The organism is Pedobacter panaciterrae (assembly GCF_013204795.1).
GTDB classification, from domain to species: domain Bacteria; phylum Bacteroidota; class Bacteroidia; order Sphingobacteriales; family Sphingobacteriaceae; genus Pedobacter; species Pedobacter panaciterrae.
In genome coordinates this window covers 420,808-434,223 of the sequence record NZ_JABMKW010000016.1, presented here as the reverse complement: position 1 = coordinate 434,223, position 13,416 = coordinate 420,808, and the positions used below count along the sequence as shown (strand labels likewise).

Sequence of the window (13,416 nt, the reverse complement as noted above, 5' to 3'; positions counted from 1 at the left end):
ATGCAGTTGCAGGAAGTTTTATATGGAGTAGCAATAACAAACCTGGTTGGATCAACCAACAGGGAGGTTAGCGCTTTGGTGTTTGATTCGCGTCAGGTTGTTAAGGATGTTGTGTTTTTTGCTGTTAAAGGTACTTTGTCTGACGGGCATGCTTTTATTCAGGCTACCATTGAAGCTGGTGCAAGTGTTATAGTTTGTGAAACGATACCTGAGGTTAAAAATGAGCTGGTAACCTATGTAGAGGTCGAAAACAGTGCTGCTGCGCTGGGCATTATGGCTTCTAATTTTTATGGCAACCCTTCTTCTAAACTGCAGTTAATTGGTATTACCGGTACTAATGGTAAAACTACCATTGCTACATTGTTATTTAAATTATTCAGAGAACTTGGTTATAAGGTTGGTTTGATCTCGACAGTGGAGAACCATATTAACGACGAGGTGATTCCTGCTACGCATACTACACCAAATCCGCTGGCTTTAAATAGCTTATTAAAGGATATGGTAGCGGCCGATTGCAGCTATTGCTTTATGGAAGTAAGCTCGCATGCGGTGGTGCAACATAGAATTGAGGGCTTAAGCTTTTCGGGAGGAGTGTTTTCTAACATTACCCACGACCATTTAGATTTTCACTTAACCTTTGATAATTACATTAAAGCTAAAAAAGCATTTTTTGATGTGTTGCCAAAATCGGCTTTTGCATTGACTAATCTTGATGACAAAAACGGAATGGTGATGCTTCAGAACACTAAGGCATCGAAAAAAACCTATGCGCTTAAACAGCTTGCTGATTTTAACGCAAAGGTGATTGAGAACAGCTTTAGCGGTTTGCATCTTGATATTGACGGGGCTGATGTGTTCTTTAAACTGGTGGGTTCTTTTAACGCATATAATTTGCTTGCGGTATATGGCACGGCAATGTTGTTGGAGCAGGATCAGCTTTCTGTACTGACTGTATTGAGCAGGTTAACAGGCGCTGAAGGCAGGTTTGAATACATCACTTCTACCCAGAACATAATTGGGATAATAGATTACGCACATACTCCTGATGCAGTACAAAATGTACTGAGCACCATACAGGATATAAGAAAAGGCACCGAACAGGTAATTACGATAATTGGCTGTGGTGGCGATAGGGACAAAACTAAACGACCTATTATGGCACAGGTAGCCTGTGATTGGAGTGATAAGGTGATTTTAACTTCGGATAATCCGAGAACGGAAAACCCGCAAACGATAGTGGAGGATATGGAAAAAGGTGTTTCGCCAACAAATAAAAGAAAAACATTAAGCATAGTGGACAGGAAAGAGGCAATTAAAACTGCCTGTCATTTGGCCAAACCTGGTGATATTATTTTATTGGCAGGCAAAGGGCATGAGAAGTATCAGGAAATAAATGGTGTGAGACATCATTTTGATGATAAAGAGGTATTGATGGAACAATTTAACTTGATGGGCTAATGTTGTATTATTTATTCGAGTATCTGAATCAGAATTATGAATTTCCAGGATTGAGGTTGTTTCAATACATCACCTTCCGTACCTCGTTGGCTGTAATTATCTCACTGATCATTACTACTGTTTACGGTAGAAGATTGATTAATTACCTGCACAAAATGCAGGTGGGTGAAACGGTTAGGAACCTTGGCCTGGAAGGGCAAATGCAAAAACAAGGTACACCTACTATGGGGGGTATTATCATCTTGCTGGGCATATTGGTGCCTACATTGTTGTTTGCCAACCTTACTAATATTTATGTGATCCTGATGATTGTAACCACTATATGGATGGGGGTTATAGGTTTTGTTGATGATTACATTAAAGTTTTTAGAAAAAATAAAGAAGGATTAGCAGGTCGTTTTAAGGTAGTTGGACAATTTGGGCTGGCACTTATTGTTGGCTGGACAATGTATTTTAACCCGAATATTGTGGTAAGGCAAACTGTTGATGAGACCACAAATACAAAAGCGACAACCGGTATAGGTGCCAAGACTACTGCACCTATGGTTTTGAGACAAAAGGGAGAGAGTTTTTATTATACTCAGGATGTTAAGTCGACCCTTACCAATGTTCCGTTCTATAAAAATAACGAAATGGATTATGCTAAGGTGCTTAAGTTTTTAGGCCCTGGCTATGAGAAATATGCTTTTGTAGTTTTTCTGTTATTTGTAATTGTAATTGTAATTGCGGTATCCAATGGTGCCAATATTACCGACGGTATTGATGGGCTGGCCACGGGTACATCGGCTATTATTGGTTTAACACTTGGTCTGTTGGCCTACGTGTCGGGTAACACCGTCATTGCCGATTACCTGAACATCATGTATATCCCCAATTCGGGTGAGCTGATGATTTTTGCGGGCGCTTTTGTGGGTGCTTGTGTGGGCTTTTTATGGTACAATTCTTATCCTGCCCAGGTATTTATGGGTGATACAGGAAGTTTGGCCATTGGGGGTATCATTGCCGTTTTTGCTATCATGATTAGAAAAGAATTATTGATCCCGGTTTTATGTGGGGTTTTTCTGATAGAGAATTTATCTGTAATTATTCAGGTAAGCTATTTTAAATATACCAGAAAACGGTTTGGCGAGGGCAGAAGGGTTTTCCTGATGTCGCCCTTGCACCATCACTATCAAAAGAAAGGATACCATGAAGCTAAAATCGTAACCCGGTTTTGGATTATTGGAATCTTATTGGCCATCATCACTTTAGTCACTTTAAAACTGCGGTAATGGAAAACGATAGAATTGTAATTCTTGGTGCAGGAGAGAGTGGGGTTGGAGCGGCAATGCTGGCGCAGAAACAGGGTTTTGATGTTTTTGTGTCGGACTTTGGTGCTATTGCCACCCAGTATAAAGAGATTTTAGAGGAATTAGGTGTCCCTTTTGAAGAGAAACAGCATACTGCTGAAAAGATATTGAATGCAGCGGAAGTGATAAAAAGTCCGGGAATACCTGATACCGCTCCGATCATTAAGGAGATTAAGAAAAAGGGGATTCCTGTGGTTTCGGAAATTGAGTTTGCCAAACGGTATACCAATGCAAAAACCATTTGTATTACCGGTTCGAACGGTAAAACAACCACTACCATGCTTACCTACCACACGCTGAGAAAAGCAGGTTTTAATGTAGGACTTGGTGGAAATGTTGGGCATAGCTTTGCGGCCTTGGTGGCAACTGCCGATTATGACTGGTATGTCTTGGAGCTTTCGAGCTTTATGCTGGATGACATGCATGAGTTTAAAGCCGATATAGCGGTATTATTGAACATTACACCTGACCATTTAGACAGGTATGATTATAAACTGGGTAATTATGCAGCATCGAAAATGCGCATTACCCAAAATCAGACAGCTGATGATGTTTTCATTTACTGCGCTGATGACCCTGAAACTTTAAAGGTTTTAAAAACAACGAACGTAAGTTCAAAAATGTATCCCTTCTCCATTCGTAAAAAGATTGAGAGCGGGGCATACCTGGAAAGCAATAACATACACATAAATATACACCTAAACGACGAACTAACCATGTCTATTTCAGAGTTAGCCCTTCAGGGCAAGCATAATATTTACAACTCTATGGCTTCGGGCATAGTAGCCAAAGTATTAGACATTCGAAATACTTCCATCCGCGAAAGTATGGGAGATTTTAAGAATATTGAACACAGGTTGGAACATGTGGCAAAGATTTCGGGGGTGGATTACATCAATGATTCTAAAGCCACTAACGTGAATTCGACCTGGTACGCTTTGGAGAGTGTAGGAACTGACGTGATTCTGATTATGGGCGGTGTTGATAAGGGTAATGATTACAATATGCTTAAGGATATGGTGCACCAGAAGGTGAAAGCCATTGTGTGTTTGGGTAAAGACAATAAGCGTATTCATGAGGCTTTTGAAGATGATGTAGAGATTATAGTGAATACTTTTTCTGCTCATGAAGCGGTGCAGGTAGCATATCACCTGGCTAAAAAAGGAGATACGGTTTTGCTTTCGCCAGCGTGCGCAAGCTTTGATTTATTTAAAAATTACGAAGACAGAGGCAATCAATTTAAGAGTGCCGTTAAAGAATTGTAGACTATGGTTGCAATAAATAAACTTCTGGACAAGACAAAAGGAGATCGCTGGATTTGGCTGATCATCATTTTGTTGTCGCTTATTTCCATTTTGGTAGTATACAGTTCTACCAGTACTCTGGCATTTAAGCGTGGTGTAGGAGTGGAAAAATTATTGCTGACCAAACACGTGATATTTGTGCTGATAGGTATTGCTATGATTTATATAGCCCACCTTTTGGATTACAGGTACTATGCCGGAATTTCTAAAGTACTGATGGTAATTACGATTCCATTGCTGGTGTATACGCTGATCTTTGGAGCCAATGTAAATGATGCTTCGAGATGGGTTAAGATACCGCTGATCGGTTTAACGTTTCAAACTTCGGATTTGGCCAAGCTGGCTTTAATTACATTTCTGGCCAGGATGCTGACCAGAAAGCAAGAGAATATTAAAGACGTTAAAGAAGCATTTATCCCGATTATGGGTTCTGTTTGTGTGGTGTTTGTGCTGATTGCATGGGCAAATATGTCGACCGCTTTAATGCTTTTTGGTGTAAGTATTTTGTTGTTGATTATTGGCCGTATCAGTATTAAGCAGATCATGATGGTATGTGCGGGTGGTTTTGTACTGTTGCTTTTTGTAGCCTTTTTAGGTCCACGTAGGGAAGTGTACAAATCTCGTATTGAAACTTATATGCACCCGGAGCGTCAGAACTCTGATAAAACATTTCAGTCCGACCATTCCAAAATTGCTTTGGCCTCTGGCGGGGTTTTTGGTAAAGGTCCGGGGAATAGTATAGAAAAGAACTTTTTGCCTCATCCGTATTCTGATTTTGTGTTTGCAATGATCATTGAAGAGTACGGAACTATAGGGGGGATAATTGTAATGTCGCTTTATCTGGTGCTGCTTTATCGATGCATAAAGATTGTAACCAGGGCACCCAAGGCATTTGGGGCATTGCTGGCGGCAGGCTTAAGTTTTAGTTTAACCATACAGGCCTTTGCAAATATGGCTGTTGCTGTTGGTTTGGGCCCGGTTACCGGTGTGCCTTTACCGCTGGTGAGTATGGGTGGAACCTCTCTGTTATTTACCAGTATTGCATTTGGGATAATATTGAGTGTGAGCAAGGATGTTGAAGAAAATAATAGTAAAAAAGTGATTGTGGGTGAAATACCTGCAATGGCATAAAATAAGATGATGAAACCAACAAGGGTAATTATTTCGGGTGGCGGTACTGGCGGACATATTTTTCCGGCCATATCTATTGCCAATGCGCTGAAGCGTATGGAGCCAGCGTGCGAAATATTATTTGTTGGTGCTACAGGCAGAATGGAAATGGAAAAGGTACCTGCTGCCGGATATAAAATTGTGGGTTTAAATATCAGCGGTATCCAAAGGGGATCTATTATTAAAAACCTTGGCCTGCCATTTAAGCTTTTAGGAAGTGTTAAAAAAGCCATGCAGCTGATCTCTGAATTTAAACCAGATGTTGTAGTTGGGGTTGGAGGCTATGCATCAGGACCGATATTGTATGCTGCATCTTTAAAAAATATTCCTTACCTGATACAGGAGCAGAACTCTTATGCAGGTATAACTAATAAATGGCTGGGGAAAAAGGCGGCTAAAGTTTGCGTGGCTTTTGATGGTATGGATCAGTTTTTCCCTGCTGCCAATATATTGAAAACCGGAAACCCGGTAAGAAAAGATGTTGTTGATATTTTAAACAAGCATCATGCAGGAGCAGAATTGCTAAAGCTTGATCCGCTTAAGAAAACAATATTGGTTACAGGTGGTAGCCTGGGGGCCGGTACTTTAAATAAAAGCATTGAAAAACACTTGCCTGAGCTATTGAAGGAAGATGTACAGGTGGTATGGCAAACCGGTAAGTTTTATTATAAAGGAATTGTGGAACGTTTAGGTTTGAATTTTCATCCGAATGTACGAATTCTGGAATTTCTGAATAAGATGGACATGGCTTATGCCGCTGCTGATCTTATTATATCAAGAGCTGGTGCCGGTACCATTGCAGAATTGTGTTTGATTAAAAAACCGGTTATCCTGGTTCCTTCGCCAAATGTGGCCGAAGATCATCAGACCAAAAACGCCCTGGCTTTAGTGAAAAACAATGCAGCAATGTTAATAACAGATCACTCTGCCGAAGATACGCTGGTGCCTGAAGCATTGTCGCTGCTAAAAGATAAGGAACGGTGTAAGATATTTTCTGAGAACATTGCTGAGATGGCTTTGCCTGATGCCGATAATCTGATTGCACAACAGGTTTTAATTTTAGCTGGAAAGGGGGGGCAGGAATAATGGAACTGGACAATATAAAAAGAGTTTATTTCGTGGGTATCGGTGGAATTGGAATGAGTGCCCTTGCCCGTTATTTTGTGAAGAGAAAATGTATTGTTTGCGGTTATGATAAAACAAAGACCAACCTTACAACTGCTCTTGAGCAGGAGGGTGTTTTGATATCTTACGTCGACAATGAGGATACCTTGCCTAATTGCTTTACTGCTGATGATAAAGAAACACTGATAGTTTATACGCCTGCAATTCCTAAGAATTCTGAAATATTGAATTATTATAAAGGGCATGGCTTTAAACTTAAAAAGCGCTCGGAGGTTTTGGGCATCATTAGTAAAGGCCAGTTTTGTATTGCTGTTGCCGGTACACATGGTAAAACCACTACTTCATCAGTAGTTGCGCATATTTTAACTGACACAGGTTATGGCTGTACCGCATTTTTAGGCGGTATAGCTACGAACTATAGCAGTAACTTTTTGATTGGCAGTAACAATGTGGTTGTGGTAGAGGCTGACGAATATGATCGTTCATTTTTGACACTGCATCCGGATATTTCGGTAATCACTTCTATGGATGCTGATCACCTGGATATTTATGGTGATGCTTCGCAATTGCAGGAGTCGTTTCAATTGTTTGCCGGTCAGCTAAAACCTGAAGGTACCCTGTTTGCTAAAAAAGGCTTGCCTATTGCCGGTTCGATAAGTTATAGTGCTGATCTGGATTCGCAGGTTAAGGCTAAAAACATCAGGGTGGAGCATGCAAGTTTTGTATTCGATTATGAGGATGCCGATCATTCGATTAAAGGAATAAGCCTGATGCTTCCGGGAAAACATAACGTAGAAAATACGGTGGCAGCAATTGCTGTTGCTTTGAAACTGGGTATTGATCCCGAAAAGATAAAAACTGCTGTAGGTAATTTTAAGGGTGTAAAGAGAAGATTTGAGTATATCGTAAATTCTCCCGAGCATATTTATATAGATGACTATGCCCATCATCCTGAAGAACTAAGGGCCTGCTTTAACGCGGTAAGACAATTGTATCCTGATAAGAAACTGACAGTGATCTTTCAGCCACATTTGTTTACCCGTACCCGCGACTTTGCAGATGATTTTGCACAAGTTTTAAGCACTGCCGATGATTTGATACTGTTGGAAATATATCCGGCCAGGGAATTGCCGCTGGAAGGGATTAATTCGCAGTATTTGTTAGATAAGATCTCGTTGAAAGACAAAGAGATATGTGGAAAAGATTTAGTTGTAGAACGCATAAAGAACAAGCAGCCTGAGTTACTTTTAACTGTAGGTGCCGGTGATATAGATACATTGATACAACCACTAAAAACCCTGTTGACAAATGCTTAAGAGGATAAATTGGAAATCGGTATTTAAAGGTTTTGCCTGGATAGTTAGTCTGGCTGGAATTATAGTGCTCATGAGTTTTGTGAGCATTAAGAAAGATACTGTGACTTGTACCAATATTAAAATCTTAATTCCGGGAGCGGATAACTTTATTGAAAGGGAAGAAGTAGATGCAATTTTAAAACAGAGTCAGGGTATATTGATTGGTAAGAAACTGGAGCAGATTAATCTGGAAGAAATAGAACAAAAATTAAAGGCGAATCCTTATATCGCTTTTGCAACAGTTTACGCAGATATGAATGGGGTAATTCATATTAACGTGAAACAGCGCCAGCCGATATTAAGGGTCATAAATGCGAGTGATCAGGATTTTTATATCGATAGGAATGGAATGAAAATGCCTATTTCTCCAAATTTTACAGCCAGCGTATTGGTGGCAAACGGAAAAATAATGGAGCATTTTAGTGGTAAGGTAGATACGTTGATTACCAAGCTGGCTAAGGATCTGTATAAAACCGCATTTTATATAGAACAGGATACATTATGGAATGAGCAGATCGAGCAATTGATTGTAGATGATAAAAATGATATTCAATTGGTGCCGCGAGTAGGCAATCAGCGGATCATTTTGGGAACTGCAGATTCACTGGAAGTTAAGATGAGGAATTTGCGCGCTTTTTACGATAAGGCAATGCCGAAGGTGGGATGGGACACCTATAAAACCATCAATATAAAATATACCAATCAGGTTGTTTGCGAAAAGAACAAGATTGATTCTTTATCAGAGGTAGCCAGGTTAGATTCTCTGAAAAAGAAACCGATAGATACGATGGTTCGCGAAGAGATGCCGGAAGAACTAAAGGATGATAATTAAAACAGATACCAGGAAAAACAGAAATAATAAACTCAACAAATCAATATAGTTATGGGCAAAGAAAAATTAACCACTCAGTCTCCAATCGTAGTAGGGTTGGATATTGGTACTACTAAGATCTGTGTGATCGTTGGTCGCAGAACACAACACGGAAAAATAGAAGTATTAGGTATAGGAAAAGCAGAATCCGCAGGGGTAACACGTGGTGTGGTATCCAATATCCAGAAAACAGTTCAGGGGATAGCTCAGGCGGTAGAACTTGCAAGCGGGCAATCGAACGTCGAAATCCGCGTTGTTAATGTAGGTATTGCTGGCCAGCATATCAAAAGTTTACAACACAGAGGTATTTTGACCAGAAGAGAATTAAATAATGAGATAGGAAAGAAGGATATTGACAAGCTAATTGATGATATGTTCAAACTGGTTATGCCCCCAGGAGAAGAAATCATCCATGTATTGCCACAAGAGTTTACTATCGACAATGAGCCGGGTATTAAAGATCCTATTGGAATGGCAGGAGTGCGTTTGGAAGCAAACTTCCATATCATTTCCGGTCAGGTAACTGCGGTAAAAAATATAATGAGATGCGTAACCAATGCCGGGTTACAAACTCAGGAATTGATACTGGAGCCATTAGCTTCTTCTGAATCGGTGTTGAGCGATGAAGAAAAAGAGGCGGGCGTGGCTTTGGTAGATATAGGTGGTGGTACTACCGATATCGCTATTTTCCATGAAGGAATTATCCGTCATACTGCTGTTATTCCTTTTGGAGGTAACAGTGTAACTGAAGATATCAGAGAAGGATGTTCTGTGATGAGAAACCAGGCGGAATTGTTGAAAACCCGTTTTGGTTCTGCGCTTGCAGAAGAGAATAAAGAGAACGAGATTATTTGTGTTCCGGGATTAAGAGGAAGAGAACCTAAAGAGATTTCAGTGAAAAATCTTGCTTATGTAATCCAGGCCCGTATGGAGGAAATTATTGAGCATGTTTATTACGAAATCAAATCTTCGGGATATGAGAAAAAACTAATCGGAGGAGTGGTGATTACTGGTGGTGGTGCGTTGTTGAAACACTTGTCGCAGTTGGTTGAATATGTCACCGGATTAGATTGCCGTGTTGGATATCCGAATGAGCATTTGTCTAAATATGAAGACATGCCTAAAACCATCTATGATGATTTGAAAAGCCCGATGTATGCTACCAGTGTTGGTTTATTAATTAAAGGTATACAAAAAGCTGAGGAGCTGCTTGAGGAAATGAAGCAACCGGGAGTATTTGTAGAGCGACCAAAAGATAAAGAGAAAGTAAAACGTTCAGGTGGTGGATTATTTGATAAACTTCTAGCTAAAACAAAGGATTTCATCAAGGATGACATGAATGTAAGCGATGAAGATTATATAAAGCCGTAATATTTTTCAACAAAACACGATTTTTCCACATTCTTAACAGTTGTGGAAAACGCCTGTTAAAAAAGTGTTAATATTACATAGAGAGATGAACAGGAAAAACGAATTTTTAAATAACTGATTCATAAAGATATGCAGTTTGAAATGTTAAAAGATAAGTCGTCAATCATCAAGGTAATTGGTGTTGGTGGCGGTGGAGGTAATGCGGTAAACCATATGTACCGTTCTGGAATTACAGGTGTTGACTTTATCATTTGTAATACTGATGCGCAGGCTTTGGAGTTTAGTCCTATTCCTAATAAGGTTCAACTTGGTGCAAGTTTAACTGAAGGTATGGGTGCAGGCTCTATTCCTGAAGTTGGTAAAAATTCAGCCATAGAGAATATAGATGATATTAAGCAGATGCTGGGCAACACTACAAAAATGTTGTTCATTACGGCAGGAATGGGTGGAGGTACCGGAACAGGCGCCAGCCCGATCATAGCTAAAGCTGCAAAAGAATTAGATATTTTAACGGTAGCTATTATTACTACGCCTTTCTCCTTTGAAGGTAAAAGACGTAAAATGCAGGCTAACGATGGTTTAGATGAACTAAAAAAATATGTAGATTCTTACCTGGTTATTTCTAACGACAGATTGCGCGAAATATTCGGTAACCTTACTTTGGGTTCAGCATTTGCTCAGGCAGATGATATTTTAACAACTGCTGCAAAAGGAATTGCCGAGATTATAACTGTACCTGGATACATCAACGTGGATTTTAAAGATGTGCGTACTGTTATGAAAGATAGCGGTGTATCTATAATGGGTAGTTTTGCATGCGAAGGCGAAAACAGAGCATTAAATGCTGTTGAAGGTGCTTTGGCTTCTCCATTGTTGAAAGACAATGAGATTGAAGGTGCAAGATATATCCTATTAAATATCAGTTCAGGAGTACAGGAAGTAACAATGGACGAGGTAACGATCATCACTGATTATATCCAGGATAAAGCAGGTCTTTCTGCTGATTTGATCTGGGGTAACTGTATTGATGAAAACCTTGGTGAAAGATTATCTGTAACCATTATTGCTACCGGCTTCCAAACTAAAGAACAGCGTGAAGAAGATAAAAAGAACGTTAAAAAGATCTCTTTATTAACTCCAGAAGAAGCACCTATGGTGCGTCCGGTAGAGCCTGTCAATTCTTTCATACAACCTAAAGCTGACGTTCCTGCTCAGGAGCCGGTTATGAAAGCCAAAGAAGAAATAAAGCAATCAGATCTTTTCGGTGATTTATTTAATATCAATAAAGCCAGAAAAACTGATGAGCCTGAAAATACAGTGGTAAGACATACCTTAATTGAAGAAGAACCTGCTCAGGAAACTCAACAAGAGTCATCTGGCTTTGAATTCGAAATTAAGCTTGCAGAAACTGATTTTGTATTTGAAACCCCGGCATCAGTATTTAATAATGATGTTGAAGCTCATAGAGAAGATGTTCAGGAAGCAGGATTGGATGATGACAAAAATGATGAGTCAATAGAAGATCAGCTTAAAAAATCGAAAGAAAGAATCTTAAGATTAAAAGATCTGAGCATGAAATTAAGAACCAGCAATGGTTTGCAGGAGTTAGAGAATGAGCCAGCTTACAAACGTAAGCAAATGCAGTTGCAACAGGTTCAGCACTCATCTGAGTCTCAGGTTTCAAGATTTACTTTAAGTAATGATGAAGATGGATCTACTGAAATCAGACCTAATAACTCATTCCTTCATGACAACGTTGATTAATTATTAACATAAAAAAAATAGAAAGCCTTAACAATAAATATGTTAAGGCTTTTTTGGCATAATAATAGCGTATTAGCCTTTGGTAAATGCTGATGTTGCGTATCAGTCATATTAACCTTAAATTTGCAAAAAATATAAAAAAACTTAATACATATAACATTGGATATTTTTGAAAAGATAGCAAAGCATATGGGCCCGATCGGGCAACATCACAAATGGTCACATGGATATTTCTCATTTCCTAAATTAGAGGGTGATATTGCCCCTCACATGAACTTTCGCGGTAAAGAGCATCTGGTATGGAGTTTAAATAACTATTTAGGTTTGGCCAATCACCCTGAAGTAAGGGAAGCTGATTTAAAAGGTGCTGCAGAATTTGGAATGGCTTATCCAATGGGTGCCCGCATGATGTCGGGAAACTCTAAATACCATGAACAACTGGAGCAGGAGCTTGCGGCATTTGTGGGTAAACCAGACGCTTTCTTATTAAATTACGGGTATCAGGGAATGGTTTCTATCATTGATAGTCTTGTGGATAGGAATGATGTTATTGTATATGATGCTGAATCTCATGCATGTATTATTGACGGATTACGTTTACACATGGGTAAGCGTTTTGTGTACAAACATAACGACATTGATAGCGCACGCAAACAGCTTGAAAGAGCAACTAAGCTGGTTGAACAAAGCGGTGGCGGTATATTGGTAATTACTGAAGGTGTTTTTGGTATGTCGGGCGCGCAAGGAAAATTAAAGGAACTTGTTGACCTTAAAAAAGAATTCAACTTCCGTTTATTAATTGATGATGCACATGGTTTTGGTACTATGGGACCTACAGGTGCGGGTACTCATGAAGAGCAAAACTGTATTGATGGGGTTGATGTCTACTTTGGTACTTTTGCTAAATCTATGGCTGGTATTGGAGCATTTGTTGCATCAACAGAAGAGATGACTAATTTCTTCCGTTACAATATGCGTTCTCAGACTTTTGCCAAAGCGTTACCTATGCCAATGGTTATTGGTTTGTTAAAAAGACTGGAACTGTTAAAGAACAACCCGGAGCTTAGAGAGAAACTATGGAATGTTGCTACTACCTTGCAGAAAGGACTTAGGGAGCGTGGATTCGATTTAGGTGTAACAAATACAATGGTTACCCCGGTGTTCTTGAAAGGTGAGCTATTGGAGGCTACTGCGCTTACAATGGACCTGCGAGAGAATTACGGAATATTCTGTTCTATTGTAGTGTATCCTGTAATCCCTAAAGGACTTATTGAGTTGAGGTTAATACCAACAGCTGTTCATACAATGGAAGACGTACAGCGTACATTAGATGCCTTTAGCGAGGTTTCAGATAAATTGAAAAGCGGATACTATAAAGAGAATCAATTCTCAATAGCATAAAATTCATTCAATAAAAAAAGCCCCTCTAAGTATATTGGAGGGGCTTTTTTATGTTGTGTTGTTTTGTAATTATCTGATTTTCAACTGGATAATTTGTTTTTTGGCGGATTAATTGTGCATAACCCCCTATAATGTGGAAAAAAACAGTGTTTTAGGCACTTTTTTATTAATCCAAAAGTTTTTTTTGTAAAATAAACATCTTACTTTAGTAATAGAGTATTAATCAAAACCTTAAAAACCTAAAAGGA

10 protein-coding genes are annotated in these 13,416 nt (G+C 39.3%); all 10 read left to right on the top strand.

Translation table 11 applies throughout. The annotated features are described in order from the left end of the window. On the top strand, positions 1-1,458 hold the full coding sequence (locus HQN86_RS09780; protein ID WP_172661079.1) for a UDP-N-acetylmuramoyl-L-alanyl-D-glutamate--2,6-diaminopimelate ligase: 1,458 nt from the start codon (positions 1-3) through the stop codon (positions 1,456-1,458). Next, positions 1,458-2,729 (top strand): phospho-N-acetylmuramoyl-pentapeptide-transferase, encoded by a 1,272-nt coding sequence (gene mraY / locus HQN86_RS09775; RefSeq protein ID WP_172660800.1) that lies wholly within the window; start codon positions 1,458-1,460, stop codon positions 2,727-2,729. The genes HQN86_RS09780 and mraY overlap by 1 nt, the downstream gene beginning before the upstream one ends. Continuing rightward, positions 2,729-4,072 (top strand): UDP-N-acetylmuramoyl-L-alanine--D-glutamate ligase, encoded by a 1,344-nt coding sequence (murD, locus tag HQN86_RS09770; RefSeq protein WP_172660799.1) that lies wholly within the window; start codon positions 2,729-2,731, stop codon positions 4,070-4,072. The genes mraY and murD overlap by 1 nt, the downstream gene beginning before the upstream one ends. Before the next feature lie 3 nt (positions 4,073-4,075). Further along, complete coding sequence (locus HQN86_RS09765; RefSeq protein ID WP_052334066.1) at positions 4,076-5,242, top strand: FtsW/RodA/SpoVE family cell cycle protein; 1,167 nt, start codon at positions 4,076-4,078, stop codon at positions 5,240-5,242. 9 nt (positions 5,243-5,251) lie between these two features. Further along, the gene (murG, locus tag HQN86_RS09760) at positions 5,252-6,367 is read left to right on the top strand and encodes an undecaprenyldiphospho-muramoylpentapeptide beta-N-acetylglucosaminyltransferase (protein WP_172661078.1); all 1,116 of its coding nucleotides are present in this window, start codon (positions 5,252-5,254) and stop codon (positions 6,365-6,367) included. Beyond that, entirely contained in the window at positions 6,367-7,722 is a 1,356-nt protein-coding gene (murC, locus tag HQN86_RS09755; RefSeq protein ID WP_172660798.1) for a UDP-N-acetylmuramate--L-alanine ligase, read from the top strand. Before murG ends, murC begins: the two co-directional genes overlap by 1 nt. Next, positions 7,715-8,593 carry a cell division protein FtsQ/DivIB gene (locus HQN86_RS09750; protein WP_172660797.1) on the top strand — a complete coding sequence of 293 codons (879 nt, stop codon included), beginning with the start codon at positions 7,715-7,717 and terminating at the stop codon, positions 8,591-8,593. Before murC ends, HQN86_RS09750 begins: the two co-directional genes overlap by 8 nt. Before the next feature lie 51 nt (positions 8,594-8,644). Next, on the top strand, positions 8,645-10,003 hold the full coding sequence (gene ftsA, locus HQN86_RS09745; RefSeq protein ID WP_048904200.1) for a cell division protein FtsA: 1,359 nt from the start codon (positions 8,645-8,647) through the stop codon (positions 10,001-10,003). A gap of 129 nt (positions 10,004-10,132) precedes the next feature. Next, positions 10,133-11,767 carry a cell division protein FtsZ gene (ftsZ, locus tag HQN86_RS09740; RefSeq protein ID WP_172660796.1) on the top strand — a complete coding sequence of 545 codons (1,635 nt, stop codon included), beginning with the start codon at positions 10,133-10,135 and terminating at the stop codon, positions 11,765-11,767. Between the two features lie 159 nt (positions 11,768-11,926). Further along, complete coding sequence (locus HQN86_RS09735) at positions 11,927-13,168, top strand: aminotransferase class I/II-fold pyridoxal phosphate-dependent enzyme (RefSeq protein WP_172660795.1); 1,242 nt, start codon at positions 11,927-11,929, stop codon at positions 13,166-13,168. The last annotated feature ends 248 nt before the right edge of the window (positions 13,169-13,416 follow it).

What these genes read in the sequence shown, in the direction of transcription:
- HQN86_RS09750 (WP_172660797.1), top strand. Translation starts at nt 7,715, where the DNA reads ATGCTTAAGAGGATAAATTGGAAATCGGTATTTAAAGGTTTTGCCTGG.
- mraY (WP_172660800.1), top strand. Translation starts at nt 1,458, where the DNA reads ATGTTGTATTATTTATTCGAGTATCTGAATCAGAATTATGAATTTCCA.
- HQN86_RS09780 (WP_172661079.1), top strand. Translation starts at nt 1, where the DNA reads ATGCAGTTGCAGGAAGTTTTATATGGAGTAGCAATAACAAACCTGGTT.
- murG (WP_172661078.1), top strand. Translation starts at nt 5,252, where the DNA reads ATGAAACCAACAAGGGTAATTATTTCGGGTGGCGGTACTGGCGGACAT.
- murC (WP_172660798.1), top strand. Translation starts at nt 6,367, where the DNA reads ATGGAACTGGACAATATAAAAAGAGTTTATTTCGTGGGTATCGGTGGA.
- ftsZ (WP_172660796.1), top strand. Translation starts at nt 10,133, where the DNA reads ATGCAGTTTGAAATGTTAAAAGATAAGTCGTCAATCATCAAGGTAATT.
- HQN86_RS09765 (WP_052334066.1), top strand. Translation starts at nt 4,076, where the DNA reads ATGGTTGCAATAAATAAACTTCTGGACAAGACAAAAGGAGATCGCTGG.
- ftsA (WP_048904200.1), top strand. Translation starts at nt 8,645, where the DNA reads ATGGGCAAAGAAAAATTAACCACTCAGTCTCCAATCGTAGTAGGGTTG.
- murD (WP_172660799.1), top strand. Translation starts at nt 2,729, where the DNA reads ATGGAAAACGATAGAATTGTAATTCTTGGTGCAGGAGAGAGTGGGGTT.